Annotated in this window: 22 protein-coding genes; 13 read left to right on the forward strand and 9 right to left on the reverse strand. The window is 59.2% G+C overall.

All coding sequences use genetic code 11. From position 1 onward, the window contains the following. Positions 1-35: 35 nt before the first annotated feature. From FXO11_RS14260 to FXO11_RS14270, 3 genes are all read left to right on the forward strand, one after another. Positions 36-1,094, forward strand: coding sequence for a DUF1513 domain-containing protein (locus tag FXO11_RS14260; RefSeq protein WP_227545914.1), 1,059 nt, complete (start codon positions 36-38; stop codon positions 1,092-1,094). Between the two features lie 110 nt (positions 1,095-1,204). Further along, on the forward strand, positions 1,205-2,512 hold the full coding sequence (locus FXO11_RS14265) for an MFS transporter (protein WP_148863596.1): 1,308 nt from the start codon (positions 1,205-1,207) through the stop codon (positions 2,510-2,512). 217 nt (positions 2,513-2,729) lie between these two features. Beyond that, entirely contained in the window at positions 2,730-3,029 is a 300-nt protein-coding gene (locus FXO11_RS14270; protein ID WP_148863597.1) for a DUF6316 family protein, read from the forward strand. Positions 3,030-3,119: 90 nt separating this feature from the next. Here FXO11_RS14270 and FXO11_RS14275 read toward each other — a convergent pair whose 3' ends face one another. After that, positions 3,120-3,485: a DUF4870 family protein gene (locus FXO11_RS14275; RefSeq protein WP_227545915.1), complete on the reverse strand. Its 366-nt coding sequence runs from the start codon at positions 3,483-3,485 to the stop codon at positions 3,120-3,122. Positions 3,486-3,536: 51 nt separating this feature from the next. After that, positions 3,537-4,166, reverse strand: coding sequence for a LysE/ArgO family amino acid transporter (locus FXO11_RS14280; protein ID WP_148863598.1), 630 nt, complete (start codon positions 4,164-4,166; stop codon positions 3,537-3,539). 88 nt (positions 4,167-4,254) lie between these two features. On the opposite strand from FXO11_RS14280, the gene FXO11_RS14285 reads away from it, so the two are divergent. Beyond that, positions 4,255-5,157: a LysR family transcriptional regulator ArgP gene (locus tag FXO11_RS14285; RefSeq protein ID WP_148863599.1), complete on the forward strand. Its 903-nt coding sequence runs from the start codon at positions 4,255-4,257 to the stop codon at positions 5,155-5,157. Here FXO11_RS14285 and FXO11_RS14290 read toward each other — a convergent pair. From FXO11_RS14290 to FXO11_RS14310, 5 genes are all read right to left on the reverse strand, one after another. Further along, positions 5,154-6,800 (reverse strand): methyl-accepting chemotaxis protein, encoded by a 1,647-nt coding sequence (locus FXO11_RS14290; protein ID WP_148863600.1) that lies wholly within the window; start codon positions 6,798-6,800, stop codon positions 5,154-5,156. The two genes, FXO11_RS14285 and FXO11_RS14290, sit on opposite strands and share 4 nt — an antisense overlap. Positions 6,801-7,011: 211 nt before the next feature. Beyond that, complete coding sequence (locus tag FXO11_RS14295) at positions 7,012-7,557, reverse strand: DUF4136 domain-containing protein (protein WP_148863601.1); 546 nt, start codon at positions 7,555-7,557, stop codon at positions 7,012-7,014. A 135-nt stretch (positions 7,558-7,692) separates the two neighbouring features. Further along, positions 7,693-7,962, reverse strand: a complete 270-nt coding sequence (locus FXO11_RS14300) for a hypothetical protein (protein WP_148863602.1) — start codon at positions 7,960-7,962, stop codon at positions 7,693-7,695. Between the two features lie 176 nt (positions 7,963-8,138). Continuing rightward, positions 8,139-8,393: a hypothetical protein gene (locus FXO11_RS14305; RefSeq protein WP_148863603.1), complete on the reverse strand. Its 255-nt coding sequence runs from the start codon at positions 8,391-8,393 to the stop codon at positions 8,139-8,141. Between the two features lie 211 nt (positions 8,394-8,604). Then, positions 8,605-10,410: an acyl-CoA dehydrogenase gene (locus FXO11_RS14310; protein ID WP_148863604.1), complete on the reverse strand. Its 1,806-nt coding sequence runs from the start codon at positions 10,408-10,410 to the stop codon at positions 8,605-8,607. Positions 10,411-10,552: 142 nt separating this feature from the next. Here FXO11_RS14310 and FXO11_RS14315 point away from each other — a divergent pair, with 142 nt between their 5' ends. From FXO11_RS14315 to FXO11_RS14355, 9 genes are all read left to right on the forward strand, one after another. Further along, positions 10,553-11,527 carry a GlxA family transcriptional regulator gene (locus FXO11_RS14315; protein WP_148863605.1) on the forward strand — a complete coding sequence of 325 codons (975 nt, stop codon included), beginning with the start codon at positions 10,553-10,555 and terminating at the stop codon, positions 11,525-11,527. Between the two features lie 267 nt (positions 11,528-11,794). Further along, positions 11,795-12,892 (forward strand): potassium channel family protein, encoded by a 1,098-nt coding sequence (locus FXO11_RS14320; protein ID WP_148863606.1) that lies wholly within the window; start codon positions 11,795-11,797, stop codon positions 12,890-12,892. Positions 12,893-12,947: 55 nt separating this feature from the next. Then, a complete protein-coding gene (locus tag FXO11_RS14325; protein ID WP_148863607.1) occupies positions 12,948-13,358 on the forward strand; it encodes a CesT family type III secretion system chaperone in 411 nt (136 codons plus the stop codon). Then, positions 13,355-14,080, forward strand: a complete 726-nt coding sequence (locus FXO11_RS14330) for a PspA/IM30 family protein (protein WP_148863608.1) — start codon at positions 13,355-13,357, stop codon at positions 14,078-14,080. Before FXO11_RS14325 ends, FXO11_RS14330 begins: the two co-directional genes overlap by 4 nt. A gap of 22 nt (positions 14,081-14,102) precedes the next feature. Then, positions 14,103-14,732 carry a DUF4178 domain-containing protein gene (locus tag FXO11_RS14335; RefSeq protein ID WP_168203176.1) on the forward strand — a complete coding sequence of 210 codons (630 nt, stop codon included), beginning with the start codon at positions 14,103-14,105 and terminating at the stop codon, positions 14,730-14,732. Beyond that, entirely contained in the window at positions 14,729-15,583 is an 855-nt protein-coding gene (locus FXO11_RS14340; protein ID WP_148863610.1) for a DUF350 domain-containing protein, read from the forward strand. Before FXO11_RS14335 ends, FXO11_RS14340 begins: the two co-directional genes overlap by 4 nt. A gap of 4 nt (positions 15,584-15,587) precedes the next feature. After that, positions 15,588-16,172, forward strand: a complete 585-nt coding sequence (locus FXO11_RS14345) for a hypothetical protein (RefSeq protein ID WP_148863611.1) — start codon at positions 15,588-15,590, stop codon at positions 16,170-16,172. Positions 16,173-16,189: 17 nt separating this feature from the next. After that, on the forward strand, positions 16,190-16,414 hold the full coding sequence (locus tag FXO11_RS14350; protein ID WP_148863612.1) for a hypothetical protein: 225 nt from the start codon (positions 16,190-16,192) through the stop codon (positions 16,412-16,414). Positions 16,415-16,425: 11 nt separating this feature from the next. Continuing rightward, positions 16,426-17,976 carry a polyamine aminopropyltransferase gene (locus FXO11_RS14355; protein ID WP_148863613.1) on the forward strand — a complete coding sequence of 517 codons (1,551 nt, stop codon included), beginning with the start codon at positions 16,426-16,428 and terminating at the stop codon, positions 17,974-17,976. A 42-nt stretch (positions 17,977-18,018) separates the two neighbouring features. Here the strand turns inward: FXO11_RS14355 and FXO11_RS14360 are convergent, their stop codons facing one another. After that, on the reverse strand, positions 18,019-19,050 hold the full coding sequence (locus tag FXO11_RS14360; RefSeq protein WP_148863614.1) for a CNNM domain-containing protein: 1,032 nt from the start codon (positions 19,048-19,050) through the stop codon (positions 18,019-18,021). A 77-nt stretch (positions 19,051-19,127) separates the two neighbouring features. Then, complete coding sequence (locus tag FXO11_RS14365; protein ID WP_148863615.1) at positions 19,128-21,182, reverse strand: NADPH-dependent 2,4-dienoyl-CoA reductase; 2,055 nt, start codon at positions 21,180-21,182, stop codon at positions 19,128-19,130. Between the last annotated feature and the right edge of the window lie 13 nt (positions 21,183-21,195).

Raw genomic sequence — 21,195 nt, forward strand, 5'->3', positions numbered from 1 at the left:
GGCGTCTTTTGCAAACCGGCCTTGCGAGCATAACCTTGGCAGGATTGAGCCCCCGCCTCGCGTTGGCCAGCAACACTCAGGAGCACCCGCTAATCCTGAGTGCAGTAGACGGACCGGATGGCCAGCATTTCGTCGCAGGATTCGACCCCGTGGGCCGCACCCGTTTCAAACTCCCGGTGGAGGACCGTTGCCACGGTGGGTGCCAGCGCCCGGCATCGGATCAGGCATTGCTCTTCGCCCGGCGCCCTGGCCGGCATTTCTATGTGATCGATACCCGCCGCGGTGAGCACGCCGCGCGTGTCGAAGCGGGCAACGAGTTTCACTTCTATGGCCACGGCGTTTTTAGCCCGGATGGGCGTTATCTGTATGTCACCGCCAACCATTTTCCTTCTGGCCAAGGCGTGATCAGAGTTTACGATGCCAGCGAAAACTACCGCCAGGTGACCGACTACACACTGAACGGCATCGGTCCGCACGAACTGCGCCTGCATCCGGATGGCGAGACCCTGGTGATCGCGCTCGGCGGCATCAAGACCCATCCCGACTACGACCGCATTAAGCTCAACCTGGACACCATGGCGCCGGCCCTGCTGCTCATGGACCGCCGGACCGGCACCATCCGCCAGCGCTATACCCCTTCCGATCATCAACTGAGCTGCCGCCACCTGGATGTCGGGCCGGACGGTACTGTCATTGCCGGTTACCAGTACCAAGGCCCCGAATGGGAGGCTCCCCCTCTAATCGCCCGCCTGGATGGCATCACTGGCGAATTCAATGAAATCGCCCTGCCGGAGGACCAGCAGGCCTTGCTGCGCAACTATACCGCCAGCATTGCCGTGCATCCTCACACGCCGTTTTGCGCCATTACAGCGCCGCGGGGCAGTCGGGTAGTGCTGATCGATTACCACAACGGCACCTATCTGCACAGCATCGAGGTACCCGATGTCGCCGGCGCCCTGCCCCTGGCGGACGGCCAGTTCGTTGTTTCCTCCGGTAACGGTTCGGTCCAACTGATCCATCCTCATAAAAAAACTACAAAGCTGCTAACCCACCTGGACCTCCGCTGGGACAATCATCTGACGCTCGCTAGCTAGTGTGCCGTGCGGTTCGCGCTCTGACGACTAACGCAACATATCGCCTGTAAGCGGTGCCCTTGCGCTGCTACTATCTCGACCTTTTCGAATGATCTAGAGGGAGCCTCTCTTTGGCCAGCCAGCGTCGCGATACCGCCGAACAACTCTATAGCCTGATTGCCAACGAAGAAGATGCCCGGTTGTGCAAGGATATTCCCGACAATGCCTGCCACGATGTGCCACGCAATTTTTTCCTGATTCTGGGTAGCCTGGTGCTAACCAAATTGGGCGACCTGCTGGTAAACCCAAAAACGGTGCTGGCCTGGCTGCTGGGCGCGGTAGGCGCCTCCGGTCTTGTGGCTTGGTTGGTCCCCATCAGAGAATCCGGCTCACTGATCCCGCAAATGGCCATCGGGGCGTGGGTCCGGCAAAAGCCTGTGCGTAAATGGTTCTGGATTGGCGGCAGTCTGGGACAAGCCGCCAGTGTGGCAGCCATGGCTGCCAGCGTCTGGTTTCTGGAGGGCAATGCCGCCGGCCTTGGCGTGATTGGCGCGCTGATCGTCTTTTCTCTGGCGCGGGGGTTCTGCTCGGTTGCGATGAAAGATGTCCAGGGCAAGAGCGTTCCCAAAACCCGCCGCGGTCGCCTGTCGGGGCTGGCCACCACTTTGGGCGGCAGTGCAACCGTCGTGCTAACGGTGCTCCTGTTCTGGAATCAGGGCGACCCATCGACCGGTTTTTACGTTGCCCTGCTGGGCATGGCCGCCCTCCTTTGGGTGATTGCAGGCGTCCTGTTCGCCGGCATCGAAGAAGAACCCGGCGAGACCGGCGGTGGCGGCCATGCTCTGCAGGAGGCCATACGCAGTTTATCGCTCCTGCGGGATGATCCGCCTTTTCGGCACTTCGTCGTGACCCGATCGCTTCTGCTGTGCTCTGCCCTGGCATCGCCGTACTTCGTCTTGCTCGCCCAACAGCAGGGCGACGGCAGCGGGTTGCTGGCGGGTTTTCTGCTCGCCAGCAGCCTGGCCAGCTCAGTCAGCGCTACAATCTGGGGCTGGATGGCGGACACATCGAGCCGCCGGGTGATGATTCGCGGCGCCGCGATTGCCAGCGGTGTCTGTCTGGCCGTCGGTGGGCTCAACTTGTTTTCCGAGGCCAATCTGCGCAGCGCCTGGCTCTACCCGTTGGCTTTCTTTGTCCTCGGTATTGCGCATGCCGGCGTACGTTTGGGGCGCAAAACCTACCTGGTGGACATGGCTGGCGGCAATAAGCGGACCGACTACACCGCCGTCAGCAACAGCGTGATCGGTGTACTGCTGCTGGTCACGGGCGGGTTGAGTGCACTGGCCTCGCTGATCTCGGCCACGGCGGTCATTATCCTGCTTGGTCTTATGGGGGCATTGGGAACCGTTAGCGCTATACGCATGAAGGAAGTGGAGTAGGGCCGCCCAAAAGGCACCATTTTCCCATCTTTTAAAATTCCTCCGGCATTAACGTAAGTTTTTGCTACATAGCGCAACATTGCGTAAATTAACGGTTGGCCTTTACGGAACGTCCAGGGAGGCAAACTGGCCAAGTGCATTGAGCACGCCGTCCGGCAGACTACCGGACATCGTTGTAACGCCTCCCGGCCGGGCAAAACCATTGGAAGGATTCGAGATGACAGTAGTCAAGCAGCAGTTCTCGCCCATTCGCACCGAGCGCTTTATCCATACGCTGATCGGCTGGTACGTTCGGACCCGGGAGCAAGTCGATCTTGGCCCCTTTGCCGATGCCGCCGCCGCAGAAACGGCGCTAAAAGGTCACCTTGACCAGTACCGCGACCTCAATCGTCCGCGCACGACCACCACGCTGCACCATGGCATGGACATCCATGATCCAGCCGCCTGCCGCAAGAGCAATTGCGCCGTTTGCATGGAGGCCCGTATCGTCTCACAGAGCATGGGTTTGCAGGCATAGCACCGGACTGGATTTTGAATGAGCCCCAGCCCTAAGCCATAAGAAACCTGCAGGCACTCGCACTGCAGGCTTTCGTCGTCCGGGATCTACTCAGGGCGCCTTGCCGTCGTTCAGCGCCAACGCGCCCTTGACGATGCGATAGATCACCCAGATCGAAATACCCAGCAGGACAAACCAGCCAACCAGAATGGGTAGGGTGATAAAGCCGATGACGCACCAGAGCAAACCTATCCAGAACGTCCGGATCTGCCAGCGGAAGTGCGGTTCGATCCAGGTATCGCGGACGTCATCCAGCTTCACGTAGTTAACGATGACGCCTGCCAGGCCGCTGATGCCACCAAGGAAAAAGGATAAGGCCTGCAGAATGTACACCAGTACGGCCAGGTTTCGAGACGTTTCCCCACGACGCACGATAGGATCGTCACTAGCGATTGAGCGGGCTTCATGTTCGTTCAAGACTAAGTCCTCATAGACCAGGCATTTCGGCCAGTATAGAGGAATATGCCGCTAGTTTGCGCCAGGCACCGGTACGTGAATCCCGTTAACGATCAGATGGATGGCAATCGATAGCATCATCAGCGAAATGAGGCCGTCGATAATGCGCCAGGCCAGCGGACGTGACAGCACCGGAGCCAGCGCCGATCCGCCCCATGCCAGCAGCGCGAACCACATGACGGAGGCACTGCTGGCGCCTGCCGCAAACACCATCGGCTCCGGCTGCTGGGCGCCAATCGACGGAATGAGTAGCAACGTATCCAGGTAAACCTGCGGATTGAGCAGGGTGACCGCCAGTGTCGTCATCAGCACCGCGCTAAGGCTGCGCCGAGAGCTGTCATCCGCCACCAGAGCGCCGCGGCCCTTAACCGCTCGCACAAACGCCGTAAATGACATCCACAGCAGGAAAGCCACGCCTGCCCAGCGAAGCGCATCAAGGGCAGAGGGGAAGGCGATCAGCGCCGCACTTACGCCCAGCATGCCTATGGTGAAGAGCGCGATGTCGGCACTCATGCACAGCGCCGCCGACCACCAGTGATGCTCACGCCGAAAAGCCTGTCCCAGCAAATAGGCATTCTGTGCTCCGATCGCGATGATGATACCGCCACAAACCACGAGGCCGGTCAGATAACTCTGTAACATGGTGCTCTCCCTCAATCTGCAGGGGAAAGCGTACGCAAAACCGGCTATAGTAAAAAATCATATTGCTAATGCTGCATTAATTTTACTTATGCTCGACTATAAACTTTTGGAAGCCCTGATCACCGTCGTCGAAACGGGCGGCTTCGAACGCGCAGGCCTCGTGCTGGGCTTGTCCCAATCCGCCGTCTCCCAGCGCATCAAGCTGCTGGAATCCCGTCTCGGCCAGCCGGTACTCACCCGGCACCCTCACCTTCAGGCCACGCCCGCCGGGCGGCGTTTGCTGAATCATGCTCAGCAGGTGCAATTGCTGGAACGCGACCTGCGGCGGCAAATCCCCGCCCTTTCCGAAGACCGGACCCGTCTGCGGATTGCACTCAACGCCGATAGTCTTGCCACGTGGTGGGGAGACGCCATCGGCGACTTCTGCCAGGAGGAAGGTCTACTGTTGGATATGGTGGTTGAAGATCAGGATGTCGGCTTGCGGCGGATGCGCGAAGGGGACGTCGCAGCCTGTCTGTGCAGCAGCGATCAGCCGGTCGCAGGCGCGCGCTGCATGGCGCTGGGCAATATGCCCTACCGCGCCTGGGCGCACCGGAACTATGTGCCGCGCTATTTCCCCGAAGGGTTGACGGCTCGGGCGTTCCAGGAAGCGCCGGCCATTGTCTTCGGCCCCCATGACCAGCTCCAGCACCGGTTTCTCGCTCAGTGCGGCTACCATGGCCGGTTCCCCTATCACCTGTGTCCATCGTCCGAGGGGTTTATCCGGCTCGCGATGGCTGGCATGGGCTACGGCATGATTCCTGACAACATGATTAGCAACCGCCAAACAACGCTGCTGGTGCCCGAGGGGGAACTAATCAATCTGGCTGAGGAGGTCGTCGTCAACGTTCCGCTCTACTGGCATTACTGGCGTCACGGCGGCGAGTTTATGGAGCGCCTGACCCGGGCTATCGCCCGAGCCGGTAGCGCTTTGCTCGAGCCGTTGCCCTAGCGAGACGTTTCCTGCGGTCGGTAACCCAACCGGAAACCGCCCCAATGCCGGCCCTTGACGTAGATCGGCACCGACAGGTCATGCATGATCTCGCCGGTATCCCGCCGGTAGGTCTGCAACAACATATCCTGCTTGTGACTGCCGCAGCGCTTCCCGGTGCGGTCGTTGAACAGGCGCTTGCTGCGGCTTTTCACCAGATCCACTTTGGGGTCCCCTGTCGGCGCATTGGCGAACGCTTTGTTATGCGTCGGCACATAGCCGTCAGGCGCGCAGGCAATGGCAAACACCAAGGCCTTATGGGCCTCTTTCACCGGTTCCTGGATGGCGTGCAGGTGCTGGTCGGTGAAGCGGTCAAAACCGCTGTGGTATTTCTGCGGATTGGTATTGGCCACCGGCACACGCTTGCTGTCGAACAGCTGGGATTCGGTCAGCTTGCCATCACTCATAGCCTTCTCGAACATGGCGCCGATCCGGTCGGCGCCTTCACGAGCCCGGTGGTAGAAGAAGCGGTGATAGCTGGCCTCGCTGTTGAGTGCGAAGGCGGCGTTGGCATTCTCGGCAATTTCCATCAGTCGGGACGCTTGCCCGGCCAGCGCCTGTACACTGACATCGCTCTCGGTCATCTCGTCCCGTAGGGTGGCTATCGCCTGAAACATTTGCTGCAGGCTAGCTTCGTTGTGCTGATCGCCTTCAGCGATACCGGATACCTGCCGCTCCACCTGATCGGTCTGGGCACGGATCTCGTTCAAGCGCTCCCCGACGCTTTCTACCGATTCCAGTCCGCTTTCTATACTTCCCGCCAATTTTTCGATCTGGGATACGATCAGCCCGGTATCGCCCCTGATGGCCTGCAGTGTTTCCGCAACCTCGCCGGTAGCCTGCGCCGTGCGCCCCGCCAGTTGGCGAACCTCATCCGCCACCACCGCAAACCCCCGGCCCTGCTCACCCGCCCGCGCGGCTTCAATCGCGGCGTTAAGCGCGAGCAGATTGGTCTGCTCGGCGATGCCCTGGATAGTGCTCGTCACACCCTGGATCTTTTCGGATTTCTCATTCAGCGCCTGAATCTGGCGCAATGTCTCGCTCGACTGTTGGTGCACAAGGCGCACTTCTTCAATCGCCTTGGATAGCGCTTGGCGACCACTGACGCTGAGCTCGCTGGCTTGGTGCGACATGGCGGCTGCCTGTTTGGCCTGTTCGGCCGACTGACGGACGGTTTCGGTGATCTGGCCAGCATAATCGGCCATCTGCGACGTCTCGGCCACCTGGCGATCCAGCCGGGACTTCAACTGGTCCGCTGCGAAGGAGACCTCCGCTGCGGAAATGGCATTGGCGTCGGCTCCGGACGAGAGGGATTCAACCAGCGAATTGCCCGAGCGTGCTTGCTGTAACAACGACGGAATCCATCTCGCCGCCGGGTTGTCGACATCGGTTTCACCGGCTTCCAACTTGGCGAAGCCACGCTCCAAAGGATCGAGCACACGAACGATCAGCATCAACGTCGCGACCACAAGCCCGACAATCAACCCCACAACTAGAGAGGCCGCATCCAGGCCCAGCATTGGCGACATGAAATACCCCAAAACCACAATAATCAGCGCAACGACACCCACAGCAGCGATGGCTGAACGACCGATAAATTTCATTGAATCGCGATCCTCTGAACGAAATGCCCGCTAACGCCTGTTGCTAGGAGCCATATTATTGTTGTTTTCCACGGACTCGCCTTTGTCTAGAGCCCTGCCCAGATTAAGCAAACATATGCGACAGATATCTCCTACTTTAGTTGATATCTGTACATTAATCGGTATGCGCCTTAATCAGCATCTGTAATTTAGTTGGTATTTGGTAACCGGATCAGGACGAACCGTTATTGCGCTTTGGAACGCCTTGCAGGAATAAGCGCACCCGTTCGGCGATCTCGTCATCCTGCATGAAGTCGAGGTCGATGCTGTTCAGATTGGGCGTGCGACCCGTGCGCAGGGTGGTGTCGCCGTCACGCAAATACAGCAGCAGGCGTCCGGATTCGACCGGCTCGACCATGGGTACGATCCGGTCCGTTCGGCTCAACCGAATGAGGATCGAAAAATCTCCGTTTTGGTCAACCAACTCGTATCCACGGTTTTTCAGTTGAGAAATGACAGCGTGTTCTACTTTCCCCAGAAATCGAAACCGGCCGGGTGCGGGTCTGACATCGATATGAAAGGTGCGTGCCGACTCAGGAAGGGGCTGTGCTCCTGCATCCAGAGCTAGGGGTTGGACAGGCTGTAGGGAACAAGCTGAAAATATCAACGCACTCATAACCGCTATAAACCGGCGAAAGCCTGCGGTCAGCCGGTGCGTAAACCATGAAGGGATATTTCGGACAGGCGGAATAAAGCAGAAATCCGGGATGGTCTCCATGCGCTGCTCCAATGAATCCAGATGCGCTAATCACAACAGAACTCAGGTCTCTTAATCAGAGCAGCCAGACGACCACCCCGTAACCGCTCGATCAGCAAGACAGTCTGCCGAGCGGTTTAGACGGGTAAGTGACGCTTAGTTGTTGGTCGCGTCTTCGGCCGTATCTTCCACGGCTTCGCCGGCTTCTTCAGCGCTTTCCTCAGCATTCTCTCCCATGCTGTCGGACTGGCCAGTCGCATCCTCGTAGGTTTCTTCCATAGAGTCGCCAGCGTCTTCAGCCATGTCGCCTGCGTTCTCAGCCGCCTGATCTACGGATTCACCCGCCTCTTCGGCCGGGCCTTCGTCACAACCCACGAGTGCCAACCCCATCAGAGCTGCGAACGTACCTGCGATTAATTTGTTCATGCGCTTTCCCTCAGCAAATTATGAATTCCAAACGAACGTTTGATTACGCGAGCAGTGTATGAGGGAGCGGCACATCAATACAATAAAAGCGCGATTACGTTTTCTTTAATAACTAAAGAACGTAAGTACGCCACGCGCATGGGATACAGGCGAACCGTCATGAAAGCCATAGCCCATCAGGCCGAAACCTTACCTCCCTGGGTCACCGGCTTTCCATCGACCAGTATGAGGTGGTCCAAGCGGATCAACTGTCCTCGTTCCAATAAGAGAAACTCTTCTCCCGCACGGGTGAATACATCGCGAATGCGATCATGAAAGTTCTGAATCTGACCCGCTTCATCCCGAAAGATAATTTCGACAGTTCGATGGAAGGTGGCCACCTCCAACAGAATGTCGTGAACGGCGCAATCAATGGGGCGGTAGTTTGTCATGGAGCATCCTTTGCCTGACGGTGCCGCGTTCCGGAACCCGAACGCCACTAAAAGTATCACGTGCTGTGTATTACAAGACGTCTACCCAGTCTGGTTCAGGATAAGCGTTAATGCCAGCCACCGACGACTGCCGGCGGCTGGCAAACCACGAGGGAACCTCGAAGATATCGCCGCCCCTATTTTGGGCGCTATTGGAAACACCGTAAGACGATCAGAACCACTCGGCTTTCATTGTCAGACAGGTGTCGTCCCTATTCTGTAACAGCACGATATCCTGAGCCACGGTTGGCAGCTCCCAGTGGAAGAAGTATTGCGCGGCCTGCAACTTGCCCTCGAGGAAATTGCGGTCCTGCTCGGACAAGCCCGGGGAAGCCAGTTTGAACTCCGCCACATTGGCCTGACGCAGCCACATCCAGGCTACGGTAATGTGACCGAACATATGAAGATAACAGGACGCATTGGCCAGCACCGCGTCCGGGTTCTCTTTCGTCAGGGCGGCACCCAAGTCCTGGGTCACCTTAACGGCCCGCTGCAAGGTTTCACTCAGTGACAGAGCCCATTGCTGGCAACGGGCCGTCGTGGCCGCTTCAAGATCCACCTGCATTCGCTTCATCAACAGTTGCAGACCGTAACTCTTATTCTGCCAAACCTTACGCCCCAGCAGATCCAGCGCCTGGATACCGTTGGTGCCTTCGTGAATCGGGTTCAGGCGATTGTCGCGCCAGCACTGCTCAACCGGATACTCCCGCGTATAGCCAGCTCCGCCATAGACCTGGATCGCCAGATCATTCGCCTTGGGGCCGTATTCCGACGGCCACGCCTTCATGATCGGCGTCAGCAGATCCAGCAAGAAGCCCGACTGCTCGCGCACGTCAGGGTCCGGATGGGTGTGCTGATCGTCCACCAGACGCGTTCCGTAAAGGCACAGCGCCAAACCACCCTCACAATACGCCTTTTGAGCCAACAGCATACGCCGCACATCGGCGTGCTCGATGAGGGCTACCGGCGGCGTTGTGGGATCGGACTGGGACGGCTTGCGGCCCTGCAACCGGTCTTTGGCATAGTCCAGACTATGCAGGTAGCCGCGATAGCCGATCACCGCTGCGCCGAAGCCAACCCCAAGGCGCGCTTCGTTCATCATTTGGAACATGTACTTCAGCCCCTGGTGGGGCTCGCCGACCAGATAGCCATGGCAAGGTGCGTCGTCGCCGAAACTTAGCGCAGTCGATGTGGTACCCCGGTAACCCAGCTTGTGGATTAGCCCCGCCAGGGCCACGCCGTTGCGACCGGTGACCTGGCCATCGGCCGTTGTCAGGAACTTGGGCACGATAAATAGTGAGATTCCCTTCACCCCGGGAGGCGCGCCCTTGATCTTCGCCAAAACCAGGTGAACGATATTCTCGGTAATGGACTGCTCGCCACCGGAGATATAGATCTTCGCTCCCTTAATTAGGTAATGGCCGTCGTCGGTCGGCGAGGCCGAAGTGCGGATATCGCTCAACGAAGATCCGGCATGGGGTTCGGTAAGCGCCATCGTGCCGGAATAGCGGCCATCCATCATCGGCGGCAGATACTTATCCTTCTGCGCGCCGGAACCAAATACGCGAATCAGGTTGGCCGCTGCCGTCGTCAGGAAGGCGTAGCCAGCCGTACCCGGATTGGCGGCGGTAAAAAAGCCATTACAAGCGGCCATGACGGACTCCGGCAATTGCATCCCGCCCAAGTCCTGGTCGTAGCGACCCGCCAGGAAGCCGGCCTCCGCGTAGGCCTGGAACGCCTCTATCACCTGCGGCAGCATCTCCACCTGGCCATTGACGAAGCTGGGTTCCTGCTTGTCCGCGAGGCTGTTATGCGTTGCGAACTTCTCGCGGGCCATGCGGTCGGCTGTCTCGATCACCGCATCGAATGTCTCGCGGCTATGGTCCTGGAAACGGTCACGGCTGCACAGCGCGCCGGTATCCATAACGTCGTAGAGCAGGAAATCCAGATCGCGTCGGTCAATGAGGGTGTCAGTCATTACGGCTACCTTATTTTGAGAAATCGGTCCAAAGCCTTTTGAGAGATCGATCAAGGGTCGCATAGGGCGGGTTTGGTGAAAACCGTCACATCTGACACACTTTAGGCCAAATCCGCCAGCCACACCGTTACAGCGTGCAACCATGAGACAGGTCTCCATCCTCGGCTTTCCGGGCGCCCTGGCCAGCGCAATCACAGGCATGATCGATCTTTTCCGGCTAGCTGGCGTCACCTGGGCGCGCATCCAGGGCACCGAACCGGAGAGATATTTCGAGGTACAGCTTCTGACCGAAGACGGTGCGCCCTGCCGTTGTCTCAACGGTATTTCCCTGTTGGCCGACGGCAGCTTCGCAGCCCATGAACCCGGCGACCTGATCCTGGTACCGACTATCGGTGGCCCCATTGTGCCGACGCTGGACGAGTCAGGCGCGCTTCTGGAATGGCTAAAACGTCAGGCCGCGGAGGGCCGTGAAATCGCCAGCAACTGTACGGGCGCCTTCCTGCTGGCCGAAGCCGGACTACTCGACAGCCGCAAGGCGACGACGCACTGGGGCTACAGCGCACTGTTCCAGCAACGCTATCCCCAGGTGGATTTCCACCCGGAACAATTGGTGACGCTGGACGGGCCGATCGCCTGCGCCGGGGGCGGAACCGCCTGGTGGGATCTGGGTATTCTGCTGGTCGAACGCTATACCGGGGCCCAAGTCGCGCGGGAGTTGGCCAAGGCTTTCGTGATCGACGCAGGCCGGCGCAGCCAGGCCCCTTACGCGGCGCTACAAACCAAGCGCTACCACCAAGACGATGCGATACTCGCGCTTCAGGACTGGCTCGACCAGCGCTACGCCCGCCCACTGGGCACCGATGACCTGGTACGCCAATCGGGCTTGAGCAGCCGTTCGCTATTACGCCGTTTCAAAGCCGCGACCGGGGAGACTCCCCAGCATTATCTACAGGCGCTACGCATAGAAGCGGCCAAATCGCAGTTGGAGTCCTCCCGTCTGCCGGTGGAGCAAATCACCCAGGCTGTTGGCTACGAAGATGTGAGCTCTTTCAGCCGACTGTTCCGACGCCAGACCGGCTTGACGCCCAGCGATTATCGCGCGCGGTTCGGTCGCTAGCGAGCGGGCGACCACCCGTAGCAGCCTGATCGAACCGGGCGGTGGTAATCGCCTCCGGGGTCACGTAATATCGCCTGTTTGCAGAGATACGTTACCTTTCCGTAATCCCTTTCACGGTGATGGGACGGATAAAGATCTGCTGGACAGGTCTGACGGATAGGGATGATGACCAGGGATCTGATAAACAAGAGCCCTGCCACCCTGGGTTCGCCGCCGGCGATGGATCGGAATCAGATCGTACAGAGACTCAGGGATGGGTGAGCCCACATGTTTTTCCTACTTCGCAAGCGTCATCAGTCCTACACCCGGATTACCCGCCAACTCGACGTCAACCTCCGGGGGCGTCTGACTCGCGCCCTGCTTTGGTTGCTCGGCCTGGCCGGCGTCCACGTCGTCGCAATGATCGTGTTTGAAGACCTGGGTCTCGGCGATGCCATCTGGCTCACCCTCACCACCTTGACCACGGTAGGCTATGGCGACTTTTCCGCATCGACCGTCCCCGGCCGCATCGCCACCACGTTCCTGCTGTATTTCGCCGGCATTACGTTGCTGGCCCAGCTCGCGAGCGACTACATCGATTACCGCCTCAAGCAAAAGGAATACATGATCAAAGGCCTCTGGAGATGGCGTATGAAAGATCACGTGCTGATTATCAATAGCCCCCTTAACAATCCTGCCGTCTACTTCCAGCGTCTGGTTAGCCAGTTCCGTGCAACCAAGGCCTTCGCCGAGACGCCCATCCTGGTCCTGACCGACGCCTTTCCGGAAGGTCTTCCCTCGCATTTACGGGAAATGGGCGTCGTCCACTATCACGGGGAATCCACCGACCGCAATGCCATCGAGGCCGTGACCCCGGAGCATGCCCGGGCCATCATCGTGCTCGCACGCGACGAACACAGCCGGATTTCCGACAGCGTCACTCTCGATGTCCTGCTCCGGATCAGCAACCGCTGCGGCGACAAGCTACCCTACACCGTGACCGAGTGCGTCGACGAGGATAATCGACAGCGTACCGAAGCGGCCGGCGCCAATGCTACGCTACGCCCGATCCGCGCCTACCCCGAAATCCTGGTACGGTCGCTGGTAGCGCCCGGCGCCGAGAAAATCCTGGAGAACCTCTTCACCCATCATGACGACCATGCCATGCGCTTCAACGTCGAAGTCACGGACGCCCTGTGGTCGGATACTGCCTGTAAACTGATCAAAGCCGGGCATGGCACGCTCATGGCCTATGTGACCGATAGCGGCCGGGTGGAATGCCATCCGGCCCCCGATCACCGCTTCAATGCCAGCGCCTTAATCCTGATGGTGCGCGAGGAGGCCATCCCGACTGAACAGGATCTCAGGCACTGCCTGCAAACCTGAAACGCCGTAACCTTGCCCGCCAACTAGAGCGGGCTGTCTTCAAGGAGCGATACTCATGAATACTGCCTATTCCACCGTCAAGGCGTACGTGCAGCAATTGCCGCTCACGGTCGTCGACGAACATCCCGACGACCAGCTCCTGATCGTCGAGGCGCCCGCCCAGGGCATCCATAACCTGATCCTGGACTGCGAGGACGACATTCTGGTGATCGAGCAGTTTATTACCCACCTGCCCGGCGCCGATGCGGCCTGTTATCGGACCCTGCTGCAAATCAACCGGGAACTGGTTCACGGTGCGCTGTGCCTCGACGAAGACGGCGAACGGCTGATCTTCCGCGACACGCTGCAACTGGAAAATCTCGATCTGAACGAACTCGAGGGTTCGATCAACGCTCTCAGCCTGATGCTCGCCGAGCATGCCGACCAATTGATTCAATACGCCCGCCAGGGAGGAGCCACCGCATGAACCTGTTCAAGCGTCTATTCAAGGTTAGTTCGTCCGAAGCGCATGCCGCCCTCGACAAGCTGGAAGACCCCATCAAGATGAGCGAGCAGGCGATTCGCGACCTCAAGGCGGATATCGACAAGAGCCTGCAAAGCCTTGCCGAAATCAAGGCCATCGGCATTCGCAGCCGGCGCGAGCTGGAAGCGGCCCAGGCCGATGCGGAAGACTACAAGGTCAAAGCGATGCGTCTGCTGCAAAAGGCATCCGCGGGCGAACTGGCTGCGGACGAGGCCGACCGGTTGGCCACGCGGGCACTGGAGCAACAGGCACAGGCCCAGAAGCAGGCCGAGCAACATCGCCAGGAAAAGGACAAGTACGAGCGGCTCTCGGCGGACCTGGAACACCGTATCCAGGACTTGCGCGCCCAGACCACCCAGTGGGAAAACGAGTTAAAGACCCTCAAGGCGCGCGCCAAGGTCAGCTCCGCCACCAAGAAAATCAACAAACAGATGGCGCAGATCGACTCATCCTCCACCATTGCTACGCTGGAAAAGATGCGTAGCCGGGTGGAAGAAGAGGAAGCCCTGGCCGAGTCCTACGGCGACATGATCAAACCCAACCGCAACCTGAATGACGAAATCGATCAGGCGCTGGCCGGTGGATCCCCCGGCGGCGATGCGCTGAGCGATCTCAAGAAACAGATGAGCCTCCACGGCAAGGATGAGCCGTCCAACCCGTCCTGAGGACGTCCTGAGGAGAGAGACTGTGCTTTCAGAGCTTCTGTTACTGCTGGTGTTTGGTGTGCTCGGGTATGGAGCCTATCGGCTCTGGTCGAACCGGCAGCAGAATGGCAATCGTGCCTCGCCGCTGTCCACATCAACGCCGTCCAACGCCACCATTGAGCAGGTGCGACCCGGGGGCATGATTCAGTTGCCGCCGCATGGCGAGGATATGGAAGAGCGCGATGTCCAGATTACGGCGCGCCACGCCTATCGCCAGGACGGTTTCAACTGGTACGAGCTGGAAGGCCAGTCCGGCGCCGGTACGGTCTGGCTGGATGTCGAGCACGACGACGAGCTGGAGACCAGCGTGACCTTGCAGCGATTGGCGCTCGACGACATCGGCCTGACCACCGACGCCCTCGCCGGTCTCAAGCAGGGAGCTACCGTCAACTGGCAGGATAAAGCCTTTCGTTTTGCCGAAAAAGGCCGCGCCCAGTTCCTGAAGAATGGCGATGCCCAGAGCGCCGAGGCACTTGAATTCTGGGACTTCGAAGGTGACGACGAGCGCCACGATCTGGGCATCGAACGCTGGGATCAGGATTACCGCGTCTACGTGACCCAGCGCATCGACCCGGCCCGCATCAGAATCTACAGCCTGGGAGACAATACGTGATCGATCTGGACATCGACCTCCAGCTCCTCTTGCGCGGCGCCAGCATGCTGCTGCTGTTTGTGCTGCTATTCGTGGTAGCCAAGTACCTCAAGCGGCTACTGACGCCCTACGATATCGAGCAGGAACTGACCGGAGTCGACAATCTCGCCCAGGCCACCAGCCTGGCGGGCTACTATATCGGCTTCACCATCCTGTTCTGCGGCGCGTATCTGGGCCCGAGCGAGGGCTGGTTGACAGATCTGGCCGCCGTCACCGGCTATACCCTTCTCGGGCTGGTGCTGCTGAATATATCGCGCCACCTCAACGACCGTTTTATTCTGCATTCCTTTTCCGTGGCGGCCGCAATCCGCGACCAGCACAACCAGGCGGCCGGCGTTATCCAAGGCGCCAATTATGTCGCTTCGGCTCTGGTGGTCGCTGGCGCCATCCACGGCGAAGGTGGCGGCATTGTCACCGCGCTCGTGTTCTACGTGATCGGCCAGGTCGCCCTGATGCTGTTCAGTCAACTCTACGAGTGGCTCACGCCCTACCGCATCCAGGCGGAGATCGGGAAAGACAACCTCGCTGCCGGACTGGGCTTCGGCGGCAGTATGATCGCGCTCAGTATCGTTATTATGGCTTCGGTCAACGGCGACTTCGTCAGCTGGAGTTACAACCTCTCTTGGGTCGCTATCAACATCCTTGGGGTTTTCCTTTTCCTGATCATTGTGCGGGTGTTTTTCGACAAGGTGATCATCAGCCGCGACGACCTGAATAAGGAAATCGCCGACGACCGCAATGTTGGGGCTGGCCTGCTTGAGTTTGCCATGGCCGTCAGCTTCGCCTCCGTCCTGTATTTCATGATCGGATAACGCCATGACCCAGAATCAACCGCACCCTCAAATGCGCATCGTCGGGCGCTGCCTCTTTATTTTCGCCGTGGTTTCTCTGATTACGGCCTTTATCCTGAGTGTGCTGGGCGGCACCGACAAGCTCCGCGAGAACGTCCCGGCCGATGGTGGCATTATCGGCCCGTTCCACATCGAGGAGGGCAATACCGTCCTTCGCGCCAACGTCCACCAGAACCTTCCCGTCAACCAGTGGAGCTTCGTCACGCTTGCGTTACTCGACAGCCAGAAACAGTATCTCACCGGCTTCGGCGAAGGCTTCTGGGACGAAGACGGCTATGATTCCGACGGCTACTACTGGCGGGAGGCCGAAGAATCCTACGAGGCCAAGGTCACGGTCGCCCAGCCCGGCGACTACTACCTGGAGGTGACGCCGGAGAGCAATCTCTCCGCCAGCCAGGTCTCGGGCACTCCGATCAGCGTGCAGGTAGCGACCCTCGGTTTCAGCCCCATTCCCCACATGGCTACGGGCATCATCGCGTTGATTGCCTATGTCGTGCTGCGTTTCTTCAGCCGATCAAGCAGCACGCTCGACTTGCTCCGGGAACACTAATCAACAGGGACGTCACTATGCGTTTAATCACCGGCATGACTCTGGCACTACTGGGCATCCTCTATCTCGGCATGTTCGCCTTTGCCAGCGACGGCTACGGCTACTCCGGCCACGATGGCTACAATAGCGGCCCCTCGTTCTGGTATTTCGGTGGCCCGCGCTACTACCCCAACCGTTCCGTCCGCAACGGCAGTGTCGGCGGCCCGGGCGACCGCGGCGCCGGCATCCATTACGGCAAGTAGGTACCGAGTCCTTGTTATCCGATACGTCGCAACATCAAGGAAAACTGCAACGCCAGAAACAGGTGCTGATCGGCTCCATCCTGATCGCGGGGCTGTGCTCGATTATCTACGAGCTGCTGATCAGCACCACCGCTTCGTATTTCCTCGGCGACAGTGTGCGCCAATTCTCGATTACGATCGGTATCTACATGGCGGCCATGGGCCTGGGATCGTGGCTGTCCCGTTGGATAAACGGCAACCTGCTGATGGCGTTTATCGCCGTGGAGTTGGTGCTGGGGCTGATTGGCGGCCTGTGCGTGCCGTTCATGTACCTGGCCTACGCCTACACCGACCTGGTGCAGCCGGTCATGATCCTGCTGATTTTGACGGTGGGCACACTGACCGGACTGGAAGTCCCCCTGCTGACGCGTCTGCTCGAACATCAGGACGTTCTCGCCAGGAACCTGTCCAACGTGTTGTCGCTCGACTACCTGGGGGCGCTGCTGGCAACTCTCGCCTTCCCGTTCCTGGTGCTGCCCTGGATGGGTGTGTTCCAGTCGTCGCTGGTTTTCGGCCTGCTCAATATCGGCCTGGGGCTGCTCAACCTCTGGTACTTCGCGCCGCAGCTCGACCTGTCGCGCAAGCGGCTGCTGGGCTGGTCGGGCGCCCTCGTGACCTCATTCCTGGCCGTGCTGCTGATCTTCTCCCAGGGGCTGCTCTCTCACTGGACCAACAGTCTGTATAGCGACCGCGTGGTCCATCGCGAACAAACGCCCTATCAGACCATCGTGCTCACGCAATACAAAGACGACACCCGGCTGTTTCTTAACGGCAACCTGCAATTCTCGTCCGTTGACGAATACCGTTATCACGAGGCGCTGGTGCATATTCCCCTGTCCCAGCACCGGGCGCCGCGCCGGGTTCTCCTGCTCGGTGCTGGAGACGGCATGGCTGCGAGGGAGCTGCTCAAGTATCCCGGGGTCCAGTCCATCACCATGGTGGACCTCGATCCCGCCGTGGTCGAGTTGGCCCGAACGGATCATCGCTTGATCACACTGAACCAGGGCAGCCTGGATGACCCGCGAGTCACGACCGTGGCTCATGACGCCATGCTGTTTCTCAAGGAATCCACGGAACACTACGACGTTATCCTCGCGGACCTGCCGGACCCGAACAACGTCTCGCTGGCTCGTCTGTACAGCCGGGAATTCTATCGGCTAGCGAAGAAGCGCTTGGCCCCGGGAGGCATCTTCACAACCCAGGCCACGAGTCCCTACTTTGCGCCCAAGGCGTTCTGGTCCATTCACGCGTCGCTGGCAGCGGCAGGGTTTGAGCGGGTCATCCCCTATCATGTGCAGGTGCCGTCGTTCGGAGAGTGGGGCTTCGTGTACGCCAGCCGCTTGGAACAACCGCTGAAGCCGACCGAACCGGCCGTCCAGACCCGATTCCTGGACCGCACCACGTTTGCCGAAGCCTTAACCTTCCCCCGGGACCTCATGCCGACCGACCCGGTGAAACTCAGCTCCCTGGATAATCCGACCGTCCACGACTACTACATGGACGGCTGGACTTACTGGCACTGACGAGGATCTGGCAGGCGCAAGCGGTGACGATCAGGCCCAGCGTTATTTGTGCCGTTGACCTGCATATTGACTCAAACGCCGGCTCCAGCGCTGCTTGGCATATCGCCGAAGATTAGACACGTTATCGGTCTCGTCCATAATTTCAGTGCCCAGCAATGTTTCCAGGAGATCTTCAAGGGTCACGATACCGAGCCAGGTGCCCAACTCATCGTACGCCACCGCAAGGTGTTGCCGCTCGCGTAACATCTCCGCAAACACATACTCGATATTGGTCCTACCTTTCACGCGCTTAACCGACCTCAGGTTCGCCATCAGGTCGTCACTGTCACTCAAGTTGATGAGGTCCGACTTATGTGCATACCCCAAGGCCTCACCCTCCTCATCGATAACGGGGTAACGGGAGAACGGCAGTGATCGTGCGCGTTCACGAAACTCTGCCACGGTGGTTTCCGGTGTAATCGTCTTGCATACGGTGCGCGGCGTCATGACTGCACTTACCTTGATCTCGTGGAAACGCAGTGCGTTCAGGATCAAGCGACGCTCATCGTCGTCCAAGGCCTGCTGGTCCCGGCCAATTTCAGCCAGTGCACTGATTTCCGCACGAATGTCCGTTTCCGGCTCGCCGGAGACCAGACGACGGGTCACCTGCTTGGACAGCCACACGAAAGGCGCCAGAATCTTCATCAAGACACCCAGGATCGCCGGCAACCGGGGTGCCAAATCACGCCAGTATTTCGCGCCGATAGTCTTGGGAATAATTTCGGAAAAGATCAGTATTGCCAGCGTCATTATTGCAGACGCCGCGCCAATCCAGGCTTCACCGAAGACAACCGCCACCTGGGCTCCGACGCCGGTAGCGCCAACCGTATGGGCAACCGTGTTCAGCGTAAGAATTGCCGATAAGGGGTCGTCTATATTGTCCTTCAGTATCCGCAGACGGGCGAAAAGCTCAGGCCGCTCCTGGCGAACGGATGCAATATAGCTGGGTGTAATCGAAAGGAGCGCTGCCTCCAGCACCGAACAGAGGAATGAAAAGCCAATCGATAGGATAGCGAAAAGAGTAAGTAATATCATGGATGCCTACAGTGAACGATGTGGCGCGAGTATAGATGAGCGCACAGGCCCATCCAATCACAAAGTCCACTAGTGCACTAGATCGCCGCCGCTACCTCGGTCCCCTGCCGAATCGCCCGCTTGGCATCCAACTCCTCGGCAACATCCGCCCCGCCGATCAGGTGCGATTTGATCCCGGCAGCCGCCAGGTGGTCATGAAGATCGCGAAACGATTCCTGGCCGGCGCAGATAATGACATTATCCACGTCCAGCACGCGCCGCTGCACGGTCTTGCCGTCCTTACCGGTGACCGTGATATGCAGGCCCTCGTCATCGACACGCTCGTAGGAGCAGCCGCGCAGCATTTCCACTTCCCGGTGCTTCAGACTGTTGCGATGCACCCAGCCTGAGGTTTTGCCAAGGCCGCCGCCTACCTTTCCTGTCTTGCGCTGCATCAGATAGATCTTACGGGGCGCTGGTGTGGGCCGCCGTTCAGCGAGTCCGCCAGGCCCCTCGAAGGCCGGATTGACACCCCACTCTTTCTGCCAGTTCGCCACACTGATCTGTTCGCCTTCCCGGTGGCCGCCCATTTCGTGGGTGAGGAATTCGCTGACATCGAAGCCGATACCGCCGGCGCCGATCACCGCGACGGACTGGCCCACCGGTTTGTTGTGGCGCAGTACGTCCAGATAGCCCAGCACCTTGGGGTGATCGATGCCATCGATTATCGGCGTGCGAGGTTTGACGCCGGTGGCAATCACGACGTCGTCGAAGCCTTCGCTTTTTAAGCTATCCACATCCACACGGGTCTCTAGTTGCAGATCGATGCCAAGCACTTCGATCTGGCGGCGGTAGTAGCGCAGGGTTTCGTAGAACTCCTCCTTGCCGGGGATACGCTTGGCGTAGTTGAACTGGCCGCCGATGTCGCCGTCGGCCTCGTACAACGTCACCTTATGGCCGCGTTTGGCAAGGGTTGTCGCCGCAGCCAGGCCTGCCGGACCGGCGCCTACGACGGCAACGCGTTTCCGCACCGGCGCCACGGTCAGTAACAGTTCAGTCTCGTGGCAGGCCCTTGGATTCACCAGGCAAGAGGCTCGCTTAGCCTGGAATACGTGATCCAGGCAGGCTTGGTTACAAGCGATGCAGGTATTGATCTCGTCGGCCCGGCCTTGCTCCGCTTTGCGGACAAACTCGCTGTCGGCCAGCAGTGGTCGCGCCATGGACACCATATCCGCCTTGCCCGCAGCCAGGATGTCCTCGCCGATTTGCGGCGTATTAATGCGATTGGTGGTGCAGATCGGGATATCCACTTCGCCGTAGAATTTGGCCGTTACATCGGCAAAACCACCCCGCGGCACCGAGGTCACAATGGTCGGCACCCGCGCCTCGTGCCAGCCGATACCGGTGTTGATGATGCTGGCGCCAGCTTTCTCGATGGCCTTGCCCAGCGTGACGATCTCGTCCCAGGTCTGACCACCCTCCACCAAGTCGAGCATCGATAGGCGGTAGATGATGATGAACTCGGGGCCGACCGCTTCACGCATGCGGCGCACGATTTCCACCGGCAAGCGCATGCGATTCTCGTAGGGGCCGCCCCACTTGTCGGTGCGATGGTTGGTACGTTCGCACAGGAACTGATTGATGAAGTAGCCCTCGGACCCCATCACTTCGACACCGTCGTAACCGGCAAACTTGGCGAACTTGGCGGCAGTGACGAAATCGTCGATCTGCTTATCCACGCCCTTGGTGGACAGCGCCCGTGCCTTAAAAGGACTGATCGGAGCCTTGGTCGCCGAAGCCGATACAATCAACGGCTGGTAGCCGTAGCGGCCCGCGTGCAACAGTTGCAGACAAATCTTACCGCCGGCTTCATGCACTGCGCCGGTAACCTGGCGGTGCAGGAAAGCCGTCGCACGATTGTTCATGGTGGACGACAACGGTGCCAGCTGCCCGACCAGATTGGGTGAAAAACCACCGGTCACCATCAAGCCGACGCCGCCGTCGGCACGCTCGGCAAAATAACGCGCGAATTTGTGAATATTCCAGAAACGGTCTTCCAGCCCCGTGTGCATGGAGCCCATAAGCACACGGTTCTTAAGCTCGGTAAAACCGAGATCGAGCGGCTTGAGGAGATTGGGGTACGCGGTTGTCATGTCGGGAATCTCT

Origin of the sequence: Marinobacter fonticola (assembly GCF_008122265.1) — a bacterium.
GTDB lineage: Bacteria > Pseudomonadota > Gammaproteobacteria > Pseudomonadales > Oleiphilaceae > Marinobacter_A > Marinobacter_A fonticola.